Origin of the sequence: Streptomyces sp. NBC_00448 (assembly GCF_036014115.1) — a bacterium.
Classification (GTDB): domain Bacteria; phylum Actinomycetota; class Actinomycetes; order Streptomycetales; family Streptomycetaceae; genus Actinacidiphila.
In genome coordinates this window covers 5873885-5895998 of record NZ_CP107913.1, presented here as the reverse complement: position 1 = coordinate 5895998, position 22114 = coordinate 5873885, and the positions used below count along the sequence as shown (strand labels likewise).

The 22114-nt window shown below is 70.9% G+C and carries 26 protein-coding genes and 3 tRNA genes; 8 read left to right on the top strand and 21 right to left on the bottom strand.

Annotated features, from left to right (window positions below; translation table 11 throughout):
• Positions 1-103 precede the first annotated feature (103 nt).
• Positions 104-1135, bottom strand: a complete 1032-nt coding sequence (locus OG370_RS25340; RefSeq protein WP_328468049.1) for a helix-turn-helix transcriptional regulator — start codon at positions 1133-1135, stop codon at positions 104-106.
• A 128-nt stretch (positions 1136-1263) separates the two neighbouring features.
• Between OG370_RS25340 and OG370_RS25335 the strand changes: the two genes are divergently transcribed.
• Positions 1264-1680, top strand: a complete 417-nt coding sequence (locus OG370_RS25335) for a VOC family protein (RefSeq protein ID WP_328468047.1) — start codon at positions 1264-1266, stop codon at positions 1678-1680.
• 61 nt (positions 1681-1741) lie between these two features.
• Here OG370_RS25335 and OG370_RS25330 read toward each other — a convergent pair whose 3' ends face one another.
• From OG370_RS25330 to OG370_RS25310, 5 genes are all read right to left on the bottom strand, one after another.
• Entirely contained in the window at positions 1742-1996 is a 255-nt protein-coding gene (locus OG370_RS25330; RefSeq protein WP_328468045.1) for a type II toxin-antitoxin system RelE family toxin, read from the bottom strand.
• Positions 1993-2355, bottom strand: a complete 363-nt coding sequence (locus tag OG370_RS25325; RefSeq protein WP_328468043.1) for a hypothetical protein — start codon at positions 2353-2355, stop codon at positions 1993-1995. The genes OG370_RS25330 and OG370_RS25325 overlap by 4 nt, the downstream gene beginning before the upstream one ends.
• A gap of 446 nt (positions 2356-2801) precedes the next feature.
• The gene (locus OG370_RS25320; protein WP_328468041.1) at positions 2802-3464 is read right to left on the bottom strand and encodes a hypothetical protein; all 663 of its coding nucleotides are present in this window, start codon (positions 3462-3464) and stop codon (positions 2802-2804) included.
• A gap of 136 nt (positions 3465-3600) precedes the next feature.
• Entirely contained in the window at positions 3601-3813 is a 213-nt protein-coding gene (locus tag OG370_RS25315; protein WP_328468039.1) for a DUF397 domain-containing protein, read from the bottom strand.
• Between the two features lie 17 nt (positions 3814-3830).
• Complete coding sequence (locus OG370_RS25310; protein WP_328468037.1) at positions 3831-4694, bottom strand: helix-turn-helix domain-containing protein; 864 nt, start codon at positions 4692-4694, stop codon at positions 3831-3833.
• A 540-nt stretch (positions 4695-5234) separates the two neighbouring features.
• Between OG370_RS25310 and OG370_RS25305 the strand changes: the two genes are divergently transcribed.
• The 3 genes from OG370_RS25305 to OG370_RS25295 all read left to right on the top strand — a co-directional run bounded on the left by OG370_RS25305 (position 5235) and on the right by OG370_RS25295 (position 7360).
• Positions 5235-5591: a hypothetical protein gene (locus OG370_RS25305; protein WP_328468035.1), complete on the top strand. Its 357-nt coding sequence runs from the start codon at positions 5235-5237 to the stop codon at positions 5589-5591.
• A gap of 47 nt (positions 5592-5638) precedes the next feature.
• Positions 5639-6271 carry a DUF1707 SHOCT-like domain-containing protein gene (locus OG370_RS25300; protein WP_328468033.1) on the top strand — a complete coding sequence of 211 codons (633 nt, stop codon included), beginning with the start codon at positions 5639-5641 and terminating at the stop codon, positions 6269-6271.
• 351 nt (positions 6272-6622) lie between these two features.
• Positions 6623-7360: an SGNH/GDSL hydrolase family protein gene (locus OG370_RS25295; protein WP_328474398.1), complete on the top strand. Its 738-nt coding sequence runs from the start codon at positions 6623-6625 to the stop codon at positions 7358-7360.
• Positions 7361-7463: 103 nt separating this feature from the next.
• On the opposite strand, the gene OG370_RS25290 is transcribed toward OG370_RS25295, so the two are convergent.
• The 4 genes from OG370_RS25290 to OG370_RS25275 form a co-directional block, all read right to left on the bottom strand.
• Positions 7464-7916, bottom strand: coding sequence for a hypothetical protein (locus tag OG370_RS25290; protein ID WP_328468031.1), 453 nt, complete (start codon positions 7914-7916; stop codon positions 7464-7466).
• An 86-nt stretch (positions 7917-8002) separates the two neighbouring features.
• Positions 8003-9001 (bottom strand): transcription termination/antitermination protein NusG, encoded by a 999-nt coding sequence (nusG, locus tag OG370_RS25285; RefSeq protein WP_328468029.1) that lies wholly within the window; start codon positions 8999-9001, stop codon positions 8003-8005.
• A gap of 89 nt (positions 9002-9090) precedes the next feature.
• Positions 9091-9372 carry a preprotein translocase subunit SecE gene (gene secE / locus OG370_RS25280; RefSeq protein WP_202235495.1) on the bottom strand — a complete coding sequence of 94 codons (282 nt, stop codon included), beginning with the start codon at positions 9370-9372 and terminating at the stop codon, positions 9091-9093.
• A 106-nt stretch (positions 9373-9478) separates the two neighbouring features.
• A tRNA-Trp gene (locus OG370_RS25275) sits at positions 9479-9551 on the bottom strand.
• A 163-nt stretch (positions 9552-9714) separates the two neighbouring features.
• On the opposite strand from OG370_RS25275, the gene OG370_RS25270 reads away from it, so the two are divergent.
• The gene (locus tag OG370_RS25270) at positions 9715-10965 is read left to right on the top strand and encodes a pyridoxal phosphate-dependent aminotransferase (protein ID WP_328468025.1); all 1251 of its coding nucleotides are present in this window, start codon (positions 9715-9717) and stop codon (positions 10963-10965) included.
• Between the two features lie 141 nt (positions 10966-11106).
• Positions 11107-12141, top strand: coding sequence for an adenosine deaminase (locus tag OG370_RS25265; RefSeq protein ID WP_328468023.1), 1035 nt, complete (start codon positions 11107-11109; stop codon positions 12139-12141).
• Between the two features lie 153 nt (positions 12142-12294).
• Here OG370_RS25265 and OG370_RS25260 read toward each other — a convergent pair whose 3' ends face one another.
• The 8 genes from OG370_RS25260 to OG370_RS25225 all read right to left on the bottom strand — a co-directional run bounded on the left by OG370_RS25260 (position 12295) and on the right by OG370_RS25225 (position 17732).
• Positions 12295-13350 (bottom strand): UDP-N-acetylmuramate dehydrogenase, encoded by a 1056-nt coding sequence (locus tag OG370_RS25260; protein ID WP_328474396.1) that lies wholly within the window; start codon positions 13348-13350, stop codon positions 12295-12297.
• Between the two features lie 100 nt (positions 13351-13450).
• Entirely contained in the window at positions 13451-14944 is a 1494-nt protein-coding gene (locus OG370_RS25255) for a DHA2 family efflux MFS transporter permease subunit (RefSeq protein ID WP_328468021.1), read from the bottom strand.
• A gap of 121 nt (positions 14945-15065) precedes the next feature.
• Positions 15066-15611, bottom strand: coding sequence for a TetR/AcrR family transcriptional regulator (locus tag OG370_RS25250; protein WP_328468019.1), 546 nt, complete (start codon positions 15609-15611; stop codon positions 15066-15068).
• A gap of 513 nt (positions 15612-16124) precedes the next feature.
• Positions 16125-16553: a MaoC family dehydratase gene (locus OG370_RS25245; RefSeq protein ID WP_328468017.1), complete on the bottom strand. Its 429-nt coding sequence runs from the start codon at positions 16551-16553 to the stop codon at positions 16125-16127.
• Positions 16553-17044, bottom strand: a complete 492-nt coding sequence (locus tag OG370_RS25240; RefSeq protein WP_328468015.1) for a MaoC family dehydratase N-terminal domain-containing protein — start codon at positions 17042-17044, stop codon at positions 16553-16555. Before OG370_RS25240 ends, OG370_RS25245 begins: the two co-directional genes overlap by 1 nt.
• Positions 17045-17291: 247 nt before the next feature.
• Positions 17292-17456 (bottom strand): 50S ribosomal protein L33, encoded by a 165-nt coding sequence (gene rpmG / locus OG370_RS25235; protein WP_004571794.1) that lies wholly within the window; start codon positions 17454-17456, stop codon positions 17292-17294.
• Between the two features lie 84 nt (positions 17457-17540).
• Positions 17541-17613 (bottom strand) — tRNA-Met (locus OG370_RS25230).
• A 46-nt stretch (positions 17614-17659) separates the two neighbouring features.
• Positions 17660-17732 (bottom strand) — tRNA-Thr (locus tag OG370_RS25225).
• A 367-nt stretch (positions 17733-18099) separates the two neighbouring features.
• Here OG370_RS25225 and OG370_RS25220 point away from each other — a divergent pair.
• A complete protein-coding gene (locus OG370_RS25220) occupies positions 18100-19446 on the top strand; it encodes an amidohydrolase family protein (protein WP_328468013.1) in 1347 nt (448 codons plus the stop codon).
• 9 nt (positions 19447-19455) lie between these two features.
• The gene (locus tag OG370_RS25215) at positions 19456-20118 is read left to right on the top strand and encodes an NAD(P)H-binding protein (RefSeq protein WP_328468011.1); all 663 of its coding nucleotides are present in this window, start codon (positions 19456-19458) and stop codon (positions 20116-20118) included.
• Positions 20119-20415: 297 nt separating this feature from the next.
• Here the strand turns inward: OG370_RS25215 and OG370_RS25210 are convergent, their stop codons facing one another.
• Genes OG370_RS25210 through OG370_RS25200 form a run of 3 tightly spaced genes read right to left on the bottom strand, consistent with a single transcriptional unit; the run spans position 20416 to position 22067 of the window.
• Positions 20416-21183: a class I SAM-dependent methyltransferase gene (locus tag OG370_RS25210; RefSeq protein ID WP_328468009.1), complete on the bottom strand. Its 768-nt coding sequence runs from the start codon at positions 21181-21183 to the stop codon at positions 20416-20418.
• A gap of 52 nt (positions 21184-21235) precedes the next feature.
• Positions 21236-21595: a DUF742 domain-containing protein gene (locus tag OG370_RS25205; protein WP_402447201.1), complete on the bottom strand. Its 360-nt coding sequence runs from the start codon at positions 21593-21595 to the stop codon at positions 21236-21238.
• A 49-nt stretch (positions 21596-21644) separates the two neighbouring features.
• Entirely contained in the window at positions 21645-22067 is a 423-nt protein-coding gene (locus tag OG370_RS25200) for a roadblock/LC7 domain-containing protein (RefSeq protein WP_328468007.1), read from the bottom strand.
• Between the last annotated feature and the right edge of the window lie 47 nt (positions 22068-22114).

Genomic DNA, 22114 nt, shown 5'->3' with positions numbered 1-22114 from the left:
GTGTTCATGCCTGCGAGCAGGCATACCGCACCACGATAGCGGGTATCGGGGCGCGCCCTGAAATCGTAAGCCCCGGCACCATGCGGCGGCGGCCGCGATGCCGCTACGTCACCCCGGGCGGGCGGCGGTGGGCCGAGTGGTGGAGGCGGTCGGACAGGGCGGTGACCAGGGCGCGGAGTTCGTCGGGGCGCTCGATGGCGAACGGCAGGTCGAGCGAGGCGAGTACGCCGGGCAGCCAGTCCAGCCGTTCCACGTGCAGCTCGACGCGGGGCCAGTGGGCGGGGTCGTCCGGTTCTTCCGAGGCGGTCGCCGGGGTCGGCGGTGCCGTCACGACCGCCACGGACGCGGGCAGGCGGGCGCGGATCTGCTCGGTGGTGCCCGCGATCCGCAGCACCACCTCGTACCGGTACGGCGCGGTGGCGAAGCCGGTCAGGACGCGCGCGGCCGGATCGACGTCGGCGGGCGGCTCGAACGCGCCGGGCAGGGTGCGTACGTCCGCGATGCGGTCCAACCGGAACGTGCGGTCCTCGCCGCTCGGCTCGGCCGCGCCCGCGACGTACCACCGGCCCGCGTGGGCGACGAGGCCGTACGGGCGCAGGGTGCGCTCGCCGCGCCGGCCGTCGGCGGTGGTGTAGCGGAGGGCGACCGGGCGGTGGTGGCTCACCGCGTCGGCGAGCGCGAGCAGGACGGTGGTGTCCGGCACCGCCGCTTCCTCGCCGCCCGGCCCGGTGAAGGCGAGGGAGCCGAGCACGGTGTCGAGCCGGGCCCGGAGCCGCTCGGGCAGTACCCGCCGGATCTTGGCCGCCGCGGTCTCGCCGGCCGCGGCCTCGCTCGCCGTGCCCGCGGCCGTGGCCAGGCCGGCCCGGCGCCCCGCGACCAGGCCGAGGAGTACGGCGAGCGCCTCGTCGTCGTTCAGCATGAGCGGGGGCATGCGGTAGCCGGGGCCGAGCCGGTAGCCGCCGTAGCGGCCGCGGACCGATTCGACGGGCACGTCGAGGTCGAGCAGGTGGTCGACGTAGCGCCGCACAGTGCGCTCGTCCACGCCGAGCCGGTCGGCCAGCTCGCCCACGGTGCGGATGCCGCCGGACTGGAGGAGTTCCAGCAGGGTGAGCACGCGGGCGATGGGTCGGGCCATGCCCCCGATTCTCCCCCGGATAGCGGGCGGATTCTGCCCGGTATCCGCCATAGCGTGTGGTCAGAGGCACCAACCGGTGCCGAACCCGCCGCCACCGACGGCACCCGACGACTTACGGGAGCGACCCCATGAACCTCGTCTCGATCCGCGTCATCACCGACGACATCGCCCGCCTCGTCGCCTTCTACGAGCGCGTCACCGGCGTACCGGCCGACTGGGCCACCGAGGACTTCGCCGAGATCCGCACCCCCGCGGCCACCCTCGCCATCGGCAGCACCCGCACCGTCCCCCTCTTCGCACCCGGCTCCGCCGAGCCCGCCGCCAACCGCAGCGTCATCATCGAGTTCCTCGTCGACGACGTGGACGCCACCTACCGCGACCTCGCCGGCTTCATCGACGAAGCGGATTTCGTCAACGAGCCCACCACGATGCCCTGGGGCAACCGCGCACTCCTCTTCCGCGACCCCGACGGCAACCTCGTCAACTTCTTCACCCCCGTCACCGACCCCGCCATCGCGAAGTTCAGCCGGCAGTCCGGGAAGTAGCGGCCCGGGTGCGGCTGGGCCGAGGCGGGATTCCACCCTGACGCCTGCGCCCGAAGGGCGGTTATGCGGGGACGCTGCCCACCAGGACGAGGTGAACGGCAATCCTGTCGCCGTCGACTTCGTACGTCGCCCGGTATCTGCCGACGCGCAGACGACGGACGCGCGACCCGCCGAGTTTGCTGCTCTCCGGTGGCTCCGGGTTCACGGCTAAGCCGTTGATGGCCCGGATGAACGGCTTCACCGCGTCGCCGTCCCTCTGACGCAGTCGGTTGATCCCGTCCTTGGCTGCGCGTTCCCAGATGATCGTGTACCTCACTGGGCCTCCGCCGTGCCGAAGGAACTGATCAGGGCCTCGACCTCGGCCGTGGGCACCGGAGGACGCCCGTCGCTCAGGATGCGCAGCGACACCGCCAGGTCCGCGAAATCCAGCGCGGCATCCCGGCCCTGCTCATCAGTGGCGGCGTCCACCACGACCTGCGTCCACCAGTGGTCCAGGAACACCTCGAAGGGGCCACCGTCGGACAGCGTCCCCAACTCCGCGAGGAACTCGTCGCGAAGCTCGGGCCGCAAGGCATCCTGGATGCCGGCGACGGTGCGCGGGATACCCGGGTCACGGTGCCCGAGTTCCTCCGCCGCCTCCCGAACGACTTCCCGCCAGGCATCCGTCTCAGGCATGTGGTCCTCCCGCTCGCCGCCTGCACCGTTCTCCGATGGGGCGATCATCGATCTCAAGGCTCCTCCAGTGTGCCGGTCGGGCGTGAGCGGAGGTGACTTCCGGCCCACGCGGATCAACGCGGCCGAACTGCCGGATGACCGCCACGACGTGGCGCACATTCTAGAACATAAGAGCCTTATTCCGAGCCTCTTGGCTCACCTAGCGGAGGACTCGGCCACGGCTCGCGCACACCGAAGCCCGTGTACACGGATGCGCGCACGCTTACTCCACGACCGAGAACACGGTGACCGTACGGGAAGCCCGCGCGCACCTTGCGGACCACCTGTTCGCCGAACGCGCCGACGGCGCGGCGTGAAGTAGACGTTCCGCTTCACCACGGCGGCACCACGTCAGCCTCGGGCCATCGACCGGCCGGCCGCAACGCAACCTCTGACGACCGGCAGCTCTACGCGTACAGCTCCAGGTACGGCGCGAACTGCTCGGCCACTTCCGCCGCCACCCCCGCCGCGTCGAGCGAGCCGTCGATCTCGATGACGCGGACGCCGAGCCGCCGGGCCCCGCGTGCCGCGTCCTCGGCGACCATACGGTCACGGGCGACCCGGTTGGCCTGCGCGCGGTCGGGGTCGCGGACCGGGACGCCGAGCCGGCCCGCGCGCGGGAACGTACGGATCTGGTGCTGGCGGAAGTCCTCTGTCGGGACGAGCACGACCATCCGCCCGGGTGAGTCGAGCAGCGGAGCGACCAACTCCGGCCGCAACCCCCAGCCTTCGGCGATCGCCGGGCGGCCCGAGTACAGCGCGCGCAGGTCGTCCAGCACCCACTCGAACCGCACCGGGAACCCGGCCAGCGCCTCCTCGGCCATCTCCCGCGGGCTCCGGTCCACCCACCTCTCGTCGGGTGTCCGCTCCCCCAGCGGTTCCCCCCGCGCGACCCGCCGCGCGACCTCGCGGTCCTGGTGACCGCGGGCATCGTGGTAGTCGTAGTGGTACGCCGTCAACCCGTGTTCACGGGCGAGGAGTTCGGCCACGGTGCTCTTCCCGCACCACTGCGCTCCCCCGATCCACAGCATCCGGTGCAGGCTGCCGTGCGGGTCCCAGATCTCTGCCATGCGGCACCTCCCGTCGGAAGCGGCGCGTGCCACCACCCCCGCGGGCAAGTGTCCCGGTTTGACCGTGAAAACTGCAGTCTTGTTCTGGGAGGGCAGTTGCCGGAAAGTGGAAGGGAGGGGGCGCTTCCCGAGCGGCTCAGCCGCCGAACCGCCCCCCGCGCACGGCATCCACGAACGCGGCGAACGACTCCGCCGGGAAGAGCAGGGCCGGGCCGGCCTTGTCCTTCGAGTCCCGCACGGCCACCTGCCCGGTGGGGGCGAGATCGGCGACCTCTATGCAGGCCGTGCCGTTCTCCGAACTGTGCGTCGACTTGAACCAAGCCTGTTCGGGCGCAACGTCAGGTGCCATGCGGTGCCTCATGTGGATCAGATCTCTCCGGCTAGTCGATGCAGGAAGGTCGGCGTCTCGCCGGGAGCCATGGCTCCCGCCCGTAGTGCGTCGAACCTGCGGGTGAACGCCCAGACGATGGTGTCCTTGTCACTGACGTTCGACCCTTCGGACCCGTCAGTCTGTACGACCGTGAGCTGCGGAGCGTCGAGCTCCAGCAGGTTGAAGTTGAAGCTGGACCGATACGTCGCGCTGTCCATCGGCAAAATCTGGACCGTCACATTATCGAGCTTCGTCAGTCGGATGATCTCCTCGTACTGCTCTCGCATGACGTCCGGACCGCCGATCTTCCGCCGCAGGGCCGCCTCATCGAGGATTGCCCACAGCTCCAGGCGGCCGTCCTTACCCGTAAGGCGCTCCTTGCGCTCCATCCGTAGCCGGATGTGACGCTCGACGAACTCCGTGGTGTGCTCCTCGACGGGCTTGGCGACCTGAAGCATCTCGCGCACGTAGCGCTCGGTCTGCAAGAGGCCGACCACCACGCTCGGGTGCCACGCACGGATCGCGCGGGCTCCCGTCTCCAGCCCCACGTACATCGCCATGCCGGACGGCATCACGCTGCGGTACTGCGACCACCAGCCGCGGTTGAGGGAGTCACGGTGGATCTCCGCGAGGAAGTCGATGTCGTCCTGGCTCTCAACTCCGTACCGCTCAAGGAGAACTCGCAGCTCGGCGGTCGACTTGAGAGCGGTCAGGCCGTTCTCCACCCGGTAGAGCTTGGTGATGGAGAGGTCCAGCTCGTTGACCGCCTCCGCGAGGGTGAATCGAGCCTTTTCCCGCAACCTGCGTAGTTCCGCGCCGAGTTGCATTCGCCGAACGGTGGGTCCGGTCGGTGCCGCCATGAGTCTGCCTCCCCAGGTTCCGAGTCTACGAGTTCGGCGCAAGAGCTCCGAGCCGTTAACGGACAGTCCGTCGTCCGTCACTCGGAGCGTACGGCAACACATATGCCGTTCGGGGCGAAATTTACGAACTTGCTTGCTCTCGGGTTTTCCGTGGCCGGACGATTGAAGGGCCGTCAGGGCAATCGGCCCTGGTCGGAAGCCACTTCACCCGCCCTCCCCCCGAGAAGGACCCGCCATGACCGCTGCCTCCACCACCACTTCCGCAACCTCCGCCCCACCCGCCCTCCTTACGTGGGGGCCGGGGCGGCTGCCCGTGCCGTATGTGGCTCGCTGGACCGGGGAATCCGTCAGCACCGCGGGGCTGGTCGTGAAGCCGGACGGTTCGGGGTTGGCGTACGAGGACGAGGTCGCCGCGGATCGGGACGGGCACGGGGTGCTGTGGGCGCGGATGAGTGAGGCCGTGGGGGCCGGGCGGCCCGACTACCGGGCCATGAGCTCCCACCGCCAACGGGTCGCCGCGCTGTGCAAGTTGTGCCAGGTGTGCGGGGGCCGGCGGACCGTACGGCCAAGGGCTGGCTCTTTCTGATCCCGGCCGCGCCGCCGCGGGAGGAGGGCGGCGCCGAACCGGAGCCGATCGAGGGCACGTTGACCACGAAGCCGCCGATCTGCCACCCCTGCGCGGAGTTGGCCGTACGCCACTGCCCCCACCTCGCGGCGCCCCTCTACGTCCGCTCCCGCAAACCCCGTGTCTGGGGCGTCTTCGGCGGCTTCGTCACCCCCTCCCCCACCGGCGCCCTGGTCAACTCCGCGGACACGTACATGCCCTACGGCGACCGGGAGGCGGCGCCCTGGTTCCTCGCCTCCCAACTCGCCCTGGAACTCACCCGCTGCACCTGAACGCCGTACGTTGCCCGAGCCTCGGCCCGCGCAGCAGAATTGCCCGCATGACTGATGAAGCCGGGCCCGTCGACGGAGTACCCGGGCGAAGTGCGGCGCCGGATCTGCGGGCGTCCGACAGGGAACGGGACCAGGTCGTGGAGATCCTCCAAGTGGCCGCCGGCGACGGGCGGATCACCGCGGAGGAGCTGGACGAGCGGCTGGACGCCGCGCTGTCCTCGCGCACCGTCGGCGAACTCGCCCGGCTCACCGCGGATCTGCCCTCGGACGGGATGCCGCCGCAGGCCGCCGAGCTGATCCGGATCGACCAGCGGTTCGGGGACGTCTCACGGGCCGGCCGCTGGCTGGTGCCGCGCCGGATGGAGATCCGGCTGATGTTCTGCGAGGCGAAGCTCGACTTCACGGCCGCGGTCATCACCCACAACACCCTTGACGTGGACCTCAATCTGCGGGTCGGCGGGAACCTGCTGCTGGTGACCAGGCCGGGGATCGTCGTCGACACCGACGGGCTGGAACGCGGCAGCGGCGAGATCAAGATCCGCCCGGCCGAGCCGGAGAGCCCGACGATCCTGCGGGTACGGCTGGCCGGCGAGTCCCGCGGCGGCGACATCACCGCGCGGCCGCCCCGGCGGTCGTTCACCGAAGTGGTCTCCCGCCGCAAGCAGCGGACCGACGGCTGAACCGTCGGCACGGCGCCCGTTTTGGCGCACTCCCGCAAGCTCGCACCCCAGTCTGAACCGTCGGCACGGCGCCCGGCATCGCCCTGCCGCAACCCCGTACCCCAGCACGACCCCCTAACACCCCAGTACGCCCCCACGCGTCTCACGTGCCGCTCCCCAACACACCTGCTTCTCGGGTACCACTGACTGACACTCAGGTCTACGCGGGGAGAATTCTTGGCATGGACACTTCCCAAGCGAAGCTACCGCGCGGTACCAAGGTGTCGCAGCGATCCTGCCCTTGGAGGTTTCGTGAGACTGACCAAGTCCCTGACCGCCCTTGCCGCCGTGGCATTCGCCCTGGTGGCAGCGATGTTGCTGGCGGCACCGGCACAAGCTGCCGGACCGGCGTACGTCGCACTGGGCGACTCGTACGCGGCCGGCAACGGCGCCGGAAACTACATCAGTTCCAGTGGTGACTGCCACCGGAGCAACAGCGCCTACCCTGCCCTGTGGGCCGGCGCGCACAGCCCGTCCTCGTTCACGTTCGCCGCGTGCTCCGGTGCGGTGACCACGGACGTGATCAACAACCAGCTCGGTTCTCTGAACGCCTCGACCGGTCTGGTGAGCCTCACCGTCGGCGGCGATGACGCGGGCTTCTCCGACGTGATCACCACCTGCGTGACCGGGTCCGACGACACCTGCGTCAGCCGGGTCAACACCGCCGAGAGCTACATCCAGAACACGCTTCCCGGCCGGCTGGACGCCGTGTACAGCGCGATCAGCTCGAAGGCGCCCTCCGCGAAGGTCGTCGTCCTCGACTACCCGCACCTCTACAAGCTCAACACGCTCTGCCTCGGCCTCTCCTCGACCAAGCACAACAAGCTCAACGAGGCCGCCGACCTGCTCGACTCCACCATCTCCGCCCGCGCCGCCGCGCACGGCTTCACCTTCGGCGACGTGCGCACCACCTTCAACGGCCACGAGCTGTGCTCCGGCGACGACTGGCTGCACTCCCTGGTCATCAGCCCGACCTGGGAGTCCTACCACCCCACCGCCACCGGCCACGCCGACGGCTACCTCCCGGTCCTGACCACCGACGCCTCCTGACCACCCACGCGTCCTGACCGCCCACGCGCCACCCGAAGAACCCCCGCACGCCAAAGAACCCCCGGGCTACGGAAATCCGTGGGCCGGGGGTTCTGCCATGACGTCAATCTCCGTAACGGCTGCGGAGATCCCGCGTGTTGGCCGACATGACGGAGACGGCGGCCTCGACCGACGCCAGGAACCGCTTCTGGGTCTGTGGGTCGAAGGCCACGAGTCCGGTCTCCCGCTCGACCACCGAAACGATGGCCATGATCGTGCGGAAGACCCGAGCGGCCCCGTCCCCGTCGTGCCAATACGGAACGGCCAGGCTGACCTCGTCATCGAAGATCGCCAGGTCGATGCCCGTGCCTTCCTCGCTCAACTGAAGCGCATCCGCACTCCGCGAAAGCTCGAGCTCACCCGTGATGGCCTCCACCTGAGGTGTGATGCGGTCCCACGCTTCGACGAGGGCCGCCGGGACTCCCCGGGACAGGTCCGCCGCAGCTTCCCGTTCCTCCATGATCTCGTCCCAGGAGTACTCCGACCGAGCCGGTACGAAGTAGATGTCGTAGCTCACCGTGCGATCGTACGACCCCGCATGCCAAAGAACCCCCGGGCTACGGAAATCCGTGGGCCGGGGGTTCTTTCGGAAGGCGGGTGGGGCTAGTTCTTCTGGATCTGGTCGAAGCTGAGCTCGACCGGGGTCTCGCGGCCGAAGATCTCGACCAGGCCCTTGACCTTCTTGGAGTCCGGGTTGATCTCGTTGATCGTCGCCTGGAGGGTGGCGAAGGGGCCGTCGGTGACGGTGACCGAGTCGCCGACCTCGAAGTCCAGCACCTGGACCTCGACCTTGCGCGGCTGGGCGGTGCCCTCGGCGATCGCCGCGGCCTCGGCCGCGGCCTCCACCTCGGGGGCGAGCATCTTGACGATCTCGTCCAGCGTCAGCGGGTAGGGGTCGTAGGCGTTGCCGACGAAGCCGGTGACGCCGGGGGTGTTGCGGACGACGCCCCAGGACTCGTTGGTGAGGTCCATGCGGACCAGAACGTAGCCGGGGAGCTTGTTCTGCCGGATGGTCTTCCGGTCGCCGTTCTTGATCTGGACTACTTCTTCCTGGGGCACTTCGGCCTGGTAGATGTACTCCTCGACGTTGAGCGAGACGGCGCGCTGCTCAAGGTTGGACTTCACGCGGTTCTCGTAGCCGGCGTAGGTGTGGATGACGTACCACTCGCCGGGCAGCGTGCGCAGCTCCTCGCGGAACGCGGCGACCGCGTCGACCGGCTCGGCGGCGGGGGCAGCGTCGGCGTCAGCGTCAGCGGCCTCCTCGGCGTCGGCGTCGTCCTCAGCGCCGTCCTCCGCCTCGTCGTCCTCGACCTCGTCCTCGGCCGCGGCCTCGTCGTCAGCCTCTTCGGCGTGAGCGGCGGCGTTCGCGGCTACCGCGTCCGCCTGGCCCAGGTCGTCGTCAGCGGCTTCCTCGGCCTTTTCGGGGGCCTCGGGGGCCACGTCGTGCACCGCGCCCTGCTCGACAGGCTCCCCCGCGGCCAGGTCCGCAGCCTCGGCCTCGTCGATGTCGCCGTCGGCAGCGTCGACGATGTCGAGTGCGGAGTCCTCGTCCTGCACGGACTCGTCGGCGACGTCGGCATCGTGCACGTTCGGGTCAGACACGGTGACTGCTTCTTCCTGACTTCTCAAAGGGTGGGACATACGGCTCGCCGCCGTGGAATCCGGAGCGGGCCGCGGTTACGAGGGAAGGCTCATCCGAAGACGTACGAGACAAGCTTCTCGAAACCGTAGTCAACCACGCTGACGAACGCGATGACGACGACAACGAACACAATCACCACAGTGGTGTACGTCGACAGGTCATTGCGGCTCGGCCAGACGACCTTGCGCAGTTCGGCGACGATCTGACGGTAGAAGAGCGCGAGACGACCGAGCGGGCCCTTCTTACCGCGCTTACCACCGCGGCGGGGCTTCTTGTCGGTCTCCTTGTCGTCCTCAGCAGGGACCTCAACGGAGTCCGTGATCTCAGTCACTCGTCCTCACCTGACTCCGGGTCGTGGCCATGCCGCGCCCGTCGCGCGGTACGGCGAGTGCTTCTGTCTGCTACCTGCGCCCACGCCCACCGTCGGACGTGTGGAGCAGGGTCGGAGGGACTCGAACCCACAACCCCTGGTTTTGGAGACCAGTGCTCTGCCAATTGAGCTACGACCCTACGCTGACACCCCCAACGTACCGCAACGGTACGACGGGAAGGCCACCGACCGATGAGTGTACGTGGTCCGGGCCGCCCCGTCGAACGCCTTGCACCCGAAAGAGCCGAACGGGCCCGGCCAACACAGGTGCCGGGCCCGGGCCGGGTCTGGGACGATGCAGTCATGAGCGCAGCCACTCCCTCCGCCACACCCTCCGCACCGTCCGCCACCGACCGGCGGGTATCGGCCCGCATCGGGGCGATCTCCGAATCCGCGACGCTGGCCGTGGACGCCAAGGCCAAGGCCCTCAAGGCCGCCGGGCGTCCGGTGATCGGCTTCGGCGCCGGCGAGCCCGACTTCCCCACCCCCGACTACATCGTCGAGGCGGCCGTGGAAGCGTGCCGGAACCCGAAGTACCACCGCTACACGCCGGCCGGCGGCCTGCCCGAGCTGAAGGCCGCCATCGCCGCCAAGACGCTCCGCGACTCCGGCTACGAGGTGGACGCCTCGCAGGTCCTGGTCACCAACGGCGGGAAGCAGGCGATCTACGAGGCGTTCGCCGCGATCCTCGACCCGGGCGACGAGGTCATCGTGCCCGCTCCGTACTGGACCACCTACCCCGAGTCGATCCGGCTCGCGGGCGGCGTGCCGGTCGAGGTCGTCGCCGACGAGACCACCGGCTACCGCGTGTCGGTCGAGCAACTGGAGGCGGCCCGCACCGAGCGGACCAAGGTGCTGCTCTTCGTCTCCCCGTCGAACCCGACCGGCGCGGTGTACGGCGAGGCCGAGACCGAGGAGATCGGCCGCTGGGCGGTCGAGCACGGCCTGTGGGTGCTCACCGACGAGATCTACGAGCACCTGGTCTACGGCGACGCGAAGTTCACCTCGCTGCCCGCGATCGTGCCCGAGCTGCGCGACAAGTGCCTGGTGGTCAACGGCGTCGCCAAGACGTACGCGATGACCGGCTGGCGGGTCGGGTGGATCGTCGGCCCCAAGGACGTGGTCAAGGCCGCCGCGAACCTCCAGTCGCACGCCACCTCCAACGTCAACAACGTGGCGCAGGTCGCCGCGCTCGCCGCGGTGAGCGGCGACCTGTCCGCGGTCGCCGAGATGCGCGCCGCGTTCGACCGCCGCCGGCAGACCATCGTCCGGATGCTCAACGAGATCGACGGCGTGCTCTGCCCGGTCCCCGAGGGCGCCTTCTACGCCTACCCGTCGGTGAAGGCCCTGCTCGGCAAGGAGATCCGCGGCAAGCGCCCGCAGACCTCGGTGGAGCTGTCCGCCCTGATCCTCGACGAGGCCGAGGTCGCGGTGGTGCCCGGTGAGGCGTTCGGCACGCCCGGCTACCTGCGGCTGAGCTACGCGCTCGGCGACGAGGACCTGGTCGAGGGCGTCTCCCGGATTCAGAAGCTGCTCGGCGAGGCCACCGACTAGTTCGGCTGGTTCGGCGCCCTCCGCTTCCGGGCGCGTTTCGCGCGCCTTCCGTGCCCGTTCGCACCCGTTCGCGTTTTCGGGCAAGCCCCCGTTCGGAGAAAATGGTTCCGGGCGGGGGCCGACGTATAGCAGGATCTACAGATGGCACGCGAGGTAGGGACGACGGCACGCGAGATCCGCGAGCTGCCCAAAGCACATCTGCATCTGCACTTCACCGGGTCCATGCGGCCCACCACTCTGCTGGAGCTGGCCGACAAGCACGGCGTGCACCTGCCGGAGGCGCTGACCTCGGGCGAGCCCCCGAAGCTGCGCGCCACCGACGAGCGCGGCTGGTTCCGCTTCCAGCGGCTCTACGACATCGCCCGCTCCTGCCTGCGCACGCCCGAGGACATCCAGCGGCTGGTGCGCGAGGCCGCGGAGGAGGACGCCGCCGACGGCTCCGGCTGGCTGGAGATCCAGGTCGACCCGACCTCGTACGCGCCCCGGCTCGGCGGGCTGATCCCCACCATCGAGATCATCCTCGACGCGGTGCGGACCGCCTCCCGCGACACCGGGGTGGGCATGGCCGTCATCGTGGCCGCCAACCGGATGAAGCACCCGCTGGACGCCCGCACCCTGGCCCGCCTCGCGGTCCGCTACGCCGACCAGGGCGTGATCGGTTTCGGCCTGTCCAACGACGAACGGCGCGGCCTGGCAAGGGACTTCGACCGGGCCTTCGCCATCGCCCGCGAGGGCGGCCTGCTCGCCGCACCGCACGGCGGCGAGCTGTCCGGGCCCTCCAGCGTCCGCGACTGCCTCGACGACCTGCACGCCCAGCGGGTCGGGCACGGCGTCCGCGCCGCCGAGGACCCCTACCTGCTGCGCCGCCTCGCCGACTCCGGGATCACCTGCGAGGTCTGCCCGGCCTCCAACGTCGCCCTCGGCGTCTACGACAAACCCGAGGACGTCCCCCTGCGCACCCTCTGGGACGCCGGCGTGCCCATGGCCCTCGGCGCCGACGACCCCCTCCTCTTCGGCTCCCGCCTCGCCGCCCAGTACGACCTCGCCCGCGACGCCCACGGCTTCTCCGACCCCGAACTGGCGGAGCTGGCCCGCCAGTCGGTCCGGGCCTCCCGCGCCCCCAAGGACGTCCGCGACCGCCTCCTGTCAGGCATCACCCGGTGGGCGGCCCCCTGACCCTCCGGGGTCCCTGGGGGGCACGTGGGGGTACCTCCCAGGCGAAGCTCTGGGGGAGAGCTTTCGCGCGCCACCCATCACGACCGCGAGGTCCGGGAACCGGCAGGACGGGGCAGCACGGGCGGTCAAGCCCCGGCGGTCAGGCCCCGGCGGTCAGAGAGCCGTGCCGACGAATACCGGCTCGTTGACCAGCGTGACGCCGAACGCGTCGTGGACGCCGTCACGGACCTCACGGGCGAGCGCCAGCAGATCAGCCGTGGTGGCCGCACCACGATTCGTGAGCGCCAGCGTGTGCTTCGTGGAGATCCGGGCCGGCCCGGTGCCGTACCCCTTGGTGAACCCGGCCTTGTCGATCAGCCAGGCCGCGGAGGTCTTCACATGGTCGGCGTCGGCCGGATACGCGGGCGGAATGACCTCCGCGCCGAGCCGCTCCTTCACCCGCACCAGGAACTCCGCGTGCTCGGCCGCGCTCAGCACCGGGTTCGTGAAGAACGACCCGGCGGACCAGGTGTCGTGGTCCGCGGGATCGAGCACCATCCCCTTGCCCGCCCGCAGCGCCAGCACCGTCTCGCGGGCCCTGCCGAGCGGCACCCGGTCGCCGGCCTCGACGCCGAGCGCACGCGCGGTCTCGGCGTACTTCAGCGGCGCCGACAGCCCGCCCGCGTCCTCCAGCGCGAACCGCACCCGCAGCACCACGTGCCGCGCCGGGTCCGCCTTGAAACGGCTGAACCGGTAGGCGAACGCGCACTCGGCGCTCGGCAGCGTGACGACCTCGCCGCGCTGCCGGTCGTACGCGACCACCTCGGTGATCGTGGACGACACCTCCTGGCCGTACGCTCCCACGTTCTGGATCGGTGTCGCACCGGCCGAGCCCGGGATGCCGGCCAGGCACTCCACCCCGGCCAGGCCCGCCTCGACGGTCCGGGTCACCGCGTCGGACCACACCTCGCCCGCCGCCAGCTCCAGGGCGGTGCCGTGCAGCTCCACGCCCCGGGTGGCGATCCGGACGGCGGTGCCCTCGAAGCCCTCGTCGGCGATCACCAGGTTGCTGCCGCCACCGATCAGCAGGACCGGCTCGCCGCGCGCGTCCGCCTCGCGTACCGCCGCGACCACGTCCTCGTCGGTCCTGGCGGTCACCAGCCGCCGGGCCGGGCCGCCCAACCGGAAGGTGGTCAGCGGCGCGAGCCGGGCGTTCTCCGTTGTATCCACGACATCCACGCGGAAAGCCTACGTTCCCCGCGAGGAACGTTCTGTTCCCCGCGTGGAACGCAGGCTCCGTGTCCGGCTGCCCCCGGGCCGGGATCTACCTCTACCGCGCGCTCAGCGCCGGCTCGGCCGCGTCCCGCGGGCCCTCCGCGCCCTGCGCCGCGCCCTTCGCGGCGAGCGCCCGACGCGTCGGGTTGCACAGCGCCGCGACCATCCCGAGCGCCAGGACCGACGCGCCGACCCACAGTGCCGGGGTGATGCCGTTCACGAAGGCCGTCGGGGACTGGTAGCCGCCGTGCGAGGAGAAGATCGTGCTGAGCATCGCGATGCCGAGCGCCCCGCCGACCTCGCGCAGCGAGTTGCTCGTACCGGAGGCGATGCCCTGCTCCGACTCCTTCACCGCGCCCATCATCAGGGTGGTGGCGGGGGCGAAGAACAGCGCCATCCCGACGCCGCTGATGATCAGCGCGGGCAGTTGCGCGGCGTAGGAGACATCCGTCGAGACCACCGACGCGTACCAGCCGAGGCCGATGGCCTGGAAGGCCAGCCCGGTGGCGACGACCACCCGCCCGCCGATCCGGTCGGCGAGGTAGCCCGCGAACGGCGACACGATCATCGGCATACCGGTCCAGGGCAGCATCCGCAGCCCCGCCTCGGTGGGCCCGTACCCGACGACGGTCTGGAGGAACTGGCTGAGCAGGAAGATCGAGCCGAACATGCCGATGAACATCAGCATGTTGGTCGCGTTGGTCGCCGCGAAGCCGCGGTTGGCGAACATCCGCATCGGCACCATGGGCCGCTTCGCGGTGAAGCCGTGCCGGACGAACGCCGCCACCAGGATGCCGCCGCCGATCAGTCCGGCCAGCACCCGGGCACTGCTCCAGCCGTGGTCGTTCGCGCTGACCAGGGCGTAGACGATGCCGAACAGGCCGAGGCTGATCAGTGCGGTGCCGCGGAAGTCCAGCCGGGCGTCGGGTGCGTAGGACTCGCGCAGCTTCAGCCGGGCCAGCGGCAGCAGGGCCAGGCCTATCGGGACGTTCAGCCAGAAGATCCAGTGCCAGGAGATGTGCTGGGTGAGGCTGCCGCCGATCAGCGGGCCGCAGGCGACCGCGAGGCCGTTGGCGGCTCCCCAGATCCCGTACGCCATCCCGCGCTTCTCCTTCGGGACGGCCGCGGTCAGCAGGGTCAGGGTGAGCGGCATCATGATCGCGCCGCCCACGCCTTGCAGCGCCCGTGCGGCGATCAGCGCGTCGATGCCGGAGGAGAGCGCGGCGGCGGCCGACGCGCCGGTGAAGATGGTGATCCCGACGAGGAAGAGCCGGCGCCGGCCGAAGCGGTCGCCGAGCGCGGCGCCGAACATCAGCAGCACCGCGAAGGTGAGGGTGTACGCGCTCACCGTCCACTCCAGGTCCGACAGCGCTCCCCCGAGGCTCTTGCGGATGGAGGGCAGCGCGGTGGTGACGACCAGGTTGTCCAGCGCGGCCATGAAGCCCGCGACGCTCGTGATGACCAGGGCCCACCCGAGCCCCGGCCCCTTCTTCTCCTCCGGTGCCGGTGCCTCCGTACGGCCTTGCGGCTGCTGCTCTGCGGTACTCATCGTTGCTACCCCCTGTTGCGTTCGCCGGCAGTAGGTGCCGCGCTCGATAGTAAGTTATTGGTCACTAAGTTACGAGGTCAAAAAAATATGCCCGCCGGCACCGGGGCCTGCTCGGCCCCGGTCACTCGGGCCTCGCCTCCACGTAGAAGCCCTCCCAGTTCCGGTGACCCGGCGGGAAGCCCAACGAGACGAACGTGTTGATCAGCATTCCGTACGCGAAGAACTGCGTCGTCTCGTCGATGTCCGTGCCCAGCGCGGTGCGGACCTCGTCCCACATCTGCTGCCAGGACGTCCTGAGGGTCGAGCCGAAGTCGTGGTCGCCGGCGGCTTCGGCCGCCGCGACCGCCGCGTACATCTGCATCTGCATCTGCAGTTTCTCCGGGTCGTCCCGGAGGAGTTGCTGGTACGCCGCGGCCATCGCGGGCAGCCGCCCCTCGATGGGTACGTCCTCCACGGCGTGGGCGAAGACCTCGCGGGTCTGGGCGAGGCACTGTTCGGCGGCCGCGATGAACATGGCTTGCTTGTTGGGGAACAGGCGGAACAGGTACGGCTGGGAGACGCCTACGCGGCGGGCGATCGCTTCGGTGGACGTGCCCTTGTAGCCGCCCTGGGCGAACTCGCTCATTGCCGCGCTGATGACGCTGACGCGTCGGTCTTCGGCGCTCATCCTTGCCATGCGGACCAAGTTAGTGGTCAATCACTTACTAGTCAACTCAACGGGTGGGGTGTCGGCGGGGAGGGGGTGCGCCGTCGTGGTTCCGTGCGCTCCCCTGCGGGGTGGCTGCCTCGTCCTCGTCTGACCGCCGGCTCTGGCGGATGGGGGCACCTCCCAGGCGAAGCCCTGGGGGAGCGCAGTTCCCCGCGCCCCTGGGTGAGTGCCCCCTGCGGTGCGTGCTTGCCCGCCCGCCGGTGGTGGGCTTGTCACGCAGTTCCCCGCGCCCCTGGATATGTGCGGCTCCCCCGCAGCACCCAGCCACTCCGGGAACGGGGCAACCCGCACCCAACAACGACGAGAAGAACGGAGCGAGCAACCCACCACCGGGCGCAAGCCGGGGACGAACCGCCACCCCCGCGGCGGGGAGCCGTAGGGCACCGCACCCCCGCGGCGGGGAGCCTTGGAGCACCGCGCCCTCCCACCGAGGGGTGGTCCCTCGGCCGACGGGACGGGGGCACCCGGGGGTCAGGCGAGGCGGACCACCGCACGGGACATGCCGAGGACTTTCTGGCCGTCGGAGGTGGCGACGAGGTCGATCCGGACGCGGCGGTCATCGAGTTTGGCCGCGACCTTCGCGGCGACGTGCACGGTGGCACCCTGGTCATCGTTGGGGACGACGACCGGCTTGGTGAAGCGGACGCCGTACTCCTCGACGGCGCCGGGATCGACCGTCCAGTCGGTGACGACACGGATGGCGACGGCCATCGTGAACATGCCGTGCGCGATGACGTCGGGCAACCCGACCTCGCGGGCGAACTTCTCGTTCCAGTGGATGGGGTTGAAGTCACCCGAGGCACCGGCGTACTGCACGAGGGTCGCCCGGCTGACCGGGAACTCCCGGGCGGGCAGCTCGGTGCCGACCTCGACGTCGTCGTAGGCGATTGCCGCGGCCATCACACGTCCCCGCTCTTGTCGCTGCCGCTCACGTCGGCGTCGTCCGGCTCGGCCGCGCGGGCCACCAGCTTGGTCATGGCGGTCACCACGTGCTCGCCGGACTCGTCGTGGATCTCCCCGCGGATCTCGATGACGTCGTTGCCCGCAAGGGACTTGATCGTGTCGATCGTCGAGGTGACCGTGAGCCGGTCGCCGGCCCGAACCGGACGGCGGTAGGCGAACTTCTGGTCGCCGTGCACCACCCGGCTGTAGTCGAGGCCGAGTTCGGGGTCGCGGACCACCTGGCCGGCCGCCTTGTAGCTGATCGCGAAGGGGAACGTCGGCGGCGCGATCACGTCGGGGTGGCCGAGCGCCTTGGCCGCGTCGGCGTCGACGTACACCGGATTCGGGTCGCCGATCGCCTCGGCGAACTCGCGGATCTTCTCCCGGCCGACCTCGTAGACGCTACTGGGCGGATAGCTCCGCCCCACGAAGGACGGGTCGAGGGCCATCGTTACCTCCGGATACGGATGGGGTCGGCGGGAGTGCGGTCGGCGCGAGGGGCCGACGCGGGTCGGGACATGCCGTAAGGCCGCCCCCGGAATACGGGAACGGCCTCACGGTAAAGCTTTCAGCCGGACTTGGCCCGGGCTTCCGCCGCTGCGGAGCCCGAAGTCGCGGTCTGCCGGAACCGTAGGGTCCCGGCGGCCTGCCGCGAACAGCCCCGCCTCGGCGGCACTGGGAGAGGGACCGCCTGGTTCAGCGGGTCTCGCGGTGCGCGGTGTGGGCGTTGCAGCGGGGGCAGTGCTTCTTCATCTCAAGACGGTCCGGGTCGTTGCGCCGGTTCTTCTTGGTGATGTAGTTCCGCTCCTTGCACTCCACGCAGGCCAGCGTGATCTTAGGGCGGACGTCGGTGGCGGCCACGTGAGTGCTCCTTGACGAACGGGTGTTATGAACACAGAAAGAGTAGCCGATCGAGGGACCGAACCCGCAATCGGCTACGGAGAGTAGCGGCGACCGGACTTGAACCGGTGACACAGCGATTATGAGCCGCTTGCTCTACCGACTGAGCTACGCCGCCTCGACGAACCGGCCCCCGCCGAAACGACGGGGGTGCGATCCATCAGAGCCCCAATACGGAATCGAACCGTAGACCTTCTCCTTACCATGGAGACGCTCTACCGACTGAGCTATTGGGGCGAGCGAGGAAGACATTACACGCTCCGCAGCGATACGTGAAATCCGTATCCGGCAGGGCACATCGGACCTGGCGGACACCCGAACCGCGTCTCGCCCGGGGCCTGTCGGCACCCTTTCGCGTACTGCGCCCAGGCCCGCGCGCGGCCGGTGAAACGGCCCGTGCGCAGGCCGTTTCGCGCGACCCCGGCCGGTACGACTAATGCGTTCCTGCCAGGACCTCGCCGTCCGGCGCCCTACGCTCGGAGTGCGTGATCATGCCGTATGTCCTGCTCACCGATCATCTTCCGTGATCTGCAGATGATCGTCCGTCTTCCTGTCCCGTGATCCTGCCTCCCACCGCTCGCAAGGCCCGTACCGGAGGAGCGCGATGACCGACAGTTCCCGCGGCACCACCGCGGAGACCGCCACCCTGCTGCTGTGCGGCGCCCGCCTCACCGACGGCCGGACCGTAGACGTCCGGCTGAGCGGCTCGCGGATCGAGGCCGTGGGCACCGCGGGCAGCCTCGCCGTGTCCGCGGAACGCCCCGACCGCGGCGGCGGCCTCGGCGGCGAGCGGACCCCCGACCGTCCCGACCGGGGCGGCCGGATCGAGCGCGGTGCCCGGATCGACCTGCGCGGCTACCTCCTGCTGCCCGCGCCCGCCGAGCCGCACGCGCACCTGGACTTCGCGCTCACCGCCGGCGGCCCGCCCTCCGGCGACACCGAGGACGTCCAGCGGCGCGCCACCGAGGCCGCGCTGCTCCAACTCGGCCACGGCGCCACGGCGGTGCGCAGCCACGTACGGATCGGCGACGTCCGCGGGCTGCGCTCGCTGGAGGCGGTGCTCCAGGCCCGGCAGTCGCTGCGCGGGCTGCTCGACGTGCAGGCGGTGGCCGTGCCCAGGGTGCTGACCGGCGCCGCGGGGGCGGACGGCCTGGCGATGCTGCGGGACGCGCTGAAGATGGGCGCTTCCGCGGTGGGCGGCTGCCCGGACCTCGACCCGGACCCGAGCGGCTACACCGAGGCGGTGCTGGCGCTGGCCGCCGAGTTCGGGCTGCCGGTCGACCTGCACACCGCCGCCGAAGACCCGGCGCGGATGGCCCGGCTGGCCGCGATGGCCGGCGGGCTGCGGCCCGGCGTCACCCTCGGCCCCTGCCACGGCCTGGCCGCGCAGGGTCCTGACGGGGTGGCGCGCACCGCCGACCGGCTGGCCGCCGCGGGCGTCTCCGTGGTCGCGCTCCCCCAGGGCGGCTGCGGCGCCCTGGACCGCTGCGCGCCCGCGCCGGACACCCCGGCCGCCCGTGCCGCCGCCTCCGTCCGCCCGCTGGCGCCGCTCACCGCGGTCCGCGCGCTGCGCGCGGCGGGAGTACGGGTCACCGCGGGCAGCGGCGCGCTCTGCGACCTGGCCAACCCGGTCGGCCGCGGCGACCCGCTGGAGGCGGCCTACCTGCTGGCCTCGCACGGCGAGTGCCCTCCCCCGCGGGCGTACGACCTGGTGAGCGCCGAGGCCCGGGCGGTACTCGGGCTGCCGGAGGTACGCGTGGAGGCGGGCTTCCCGGCCGAGTTGCTCGCGGTGCGCGGGGAGAGCCTGGCCGGCGTGCTCTCGCTCGCCTACAGCCGGATCGTGATCCACCGCGGCCGGGTGGTCTCCCGGACCAGCGCGGTACGCGAGTACTGCGACTCGGCCGGCGACGCGACCCTCGACCTCCCGCGCCAGGCGCACCGCGAGGCGTAGCGTCGCGGCATGCGTACGGTGATCGCTGGTGGACACGGACAGATCGCGCTGCGGCTCGAACGGCTGCTGAGCGGGCGCGGGGACAGCGCGGCCGGGTTGATCCGGAACGCCGCCCAGGCTGACGACCTGCGGGCGGTGGGGGCCGAACCGGTCGTACTCGACCTGGAGTCGGCGACGTTGGAACAGGTGGCGGCGGTGCTGGAAGGCGCCGACGCGGCGGTGTTCGCGGCGGGCGCCGGCGCGGGCTCCGGGGCGGAGCGCAAGCAGACGGTGGACCGGGGCGCGGCCGTGCTCCTCGCGGACGCGGCCGAGCGGGCCGGGGTACGGCGCTTCCTGGTGGTCTCGTCCATGGGCGCGGACGCGGAGGCGACCGGTGTGGACCCGGTCTTCACGGCATACCTGCGGGCGAAGGGCGCGGCGGACGACGCGGTGCGGGCGCGGAAGGGGCTGGATTGGACGATCCTGCGCCCGGGTGCCCTGACGAACGACAGCGGCACCGGCCGGGTCCGCCTCGCCGCGTCCACCGGGCGCGGCTCGGTGCCGCGGGACGACGTGGCGGCGGTGCTGGCGGAGCTGCTGACGGCGCCGGGCACGGCCGGGCTGACCCTGGAGCTGATCGCGGGGCCCGACCCGGTGGCGGAGGCGGTGCGCGCGGCGGCGTCCGGGAGCTAGGCCGTGTTTTGGAAGTCCCGCCTGGCCCGTGGCGCCTGGCACGCACGCTCGCTTCGTTGTCGGGCTTGTCCGAGTAGGCCCACTACGAGGACAACCCTCCGCCTTGCGATCGCACGCACCAGACGCCACGGGCCCCGCCCTTTGGGCGGACGGCGCTACTTCCAAAACACGGCCTAGGTGAAGTGATCGGAAGCCGGCAGGAGGCAGGGGTCCGGGTCACGCGGTCCGGAGCCCCGTAAGTCAGGAGAGGGTGCCTGAGTCAGGAGACGGTGCGCGCTCCAGGAAAGGGTCCGCGCTTCAGGAGCCGGTCCGCTGGGTGCGCCAGGAGTAGCAGACCAGGGGCAGCCGGACCAGGTCGTCCCGTACCTCCGCCGTCTCGCGGACCTTCGCCTCGATCCGGGCCGCCAGTTCCCGCTTCCGGTCGGCCGGCAGCGCGATGAACCTGCTGTAGGTGGCGAACATGGCGGTCACCTCCTCGGCGCTCATCGCGGCGGTCCAGGTGTCGGCGTGGGGCTCCGGTTCGGCGAAGGGCACGCCGTCCGGCAGCCACGGCCCGTCGTTCATCCGCCCGATCAGGTCGCCGATCCGGTCGTCGGTCCCCATCTCGTCGTGCACGTACGCGTCCAGGCGGTCGAGCCACGGCACCCGCCGGTCCCGGCGCGTGTACAGGATGCCGAGCGTTCCGCCCGGCTTGAGCACCCGGGCGATCTCCGGGAGCGCGACGGCCGGGTCCATCCAGTGCCACGCCGCGGAGATCGTGACCGCGTCGACCCGGGCGTCGGGCAGCGGGATGTGCTCGCCGGTCCCCTCCAGTACCGTCGCCCGCGGACAGGCGGCGGCCAGCACCTCGCGCATCCGGGCGTCGGGCTCGACCGCCACGACCTCCGCGGCGCGGTCGGCGAGTTGACGGGTCAGCAGGCCGGTGCCGGCGCCCAGGTCGAGCACCGAGGCGCAGTCCGCGGGCAGCAGCCAGTCGAGCGCCTGCGCCGGCGGCGCCGTCCGGTAGCGGTCGTAGTCCTGCGCCGCGGCACCGAAGGACACCGCGAGTTCGGGCAGTTGGGACATGGCACTCCCTAGGTTGTCGCGTGGCCCGGGAAGGCGGGCGCCTGGCCGGAGCTCACAGGCCGCGCAGGCCGGTGAGCACCCTCTCCAGCAGGGTGACGTCCGGCCGTCCCCCCTCGTGGCCCGGCTGCTGGACGTTGACGAGGCCGCTCTCGGCCAGGTCGCCCACCAGGACGCGCGTGACGCCGAGCGGGATGTGCAGCAGCGCGGAGATCTCGGCCACCGAGGTCAGGTTCAGGCACAGCCGGCAGATCGCCTGCTGCTCGGGGAACAGCCGTACCCCGTTCTCCCAGGCGCGTGCGGTGGTGCTGACCAGCGCCTCGAGCGCGAAGTCGGTCCGCGCCGTGGTACGTCCGCGCGTGACGGCGTACGGGCGTACGAAGGGCGACGAGTTGCGCCTGCGGTCTGCACTCACGAACGCACATCCTTCCGGGTGTGACGCGGACGGCTGATCGCGCCGGGCCTCAGCCGGCCAGCGCGCTCTGCAGTTCTCGGCGCACGGCGGGGGTGAGCACGTCGCCGGTCCGTTCGACCAGCAAGGTCATCTCGTAACCGACGACCTTCATGTCGCAGGTGGGCGCGGCGAGCACCACCAGGACGGAGCCGTCGCTGATCGAGGTCAGGAAGAGGAAACCGTTCAGCATGTCCACCACGGTCTGGGTGACCGCGCCGGCCTCGAAGAGCGTGGCCGCCCCCTGCGTCAGGCTCGCCAGTCCCGAGGCCATCGCGGCGAGTTGGTCGCCCCGGTCCTTGGGCATGGACGCCGAGGCCAGCAGCTGAACACCGTCCGAGGAGACGACCACCGCGTGCGCGACGCCCGGCACCTGCTTGACGAAGTTGGCGATGAGCCAGTTCAGGTTCTGCGCTTCGGTGCTCAGATCGCTCATGGGTGTGGCTGCTTCCTATGCTGCGGGGGACATCGGCCGAGGGCGCT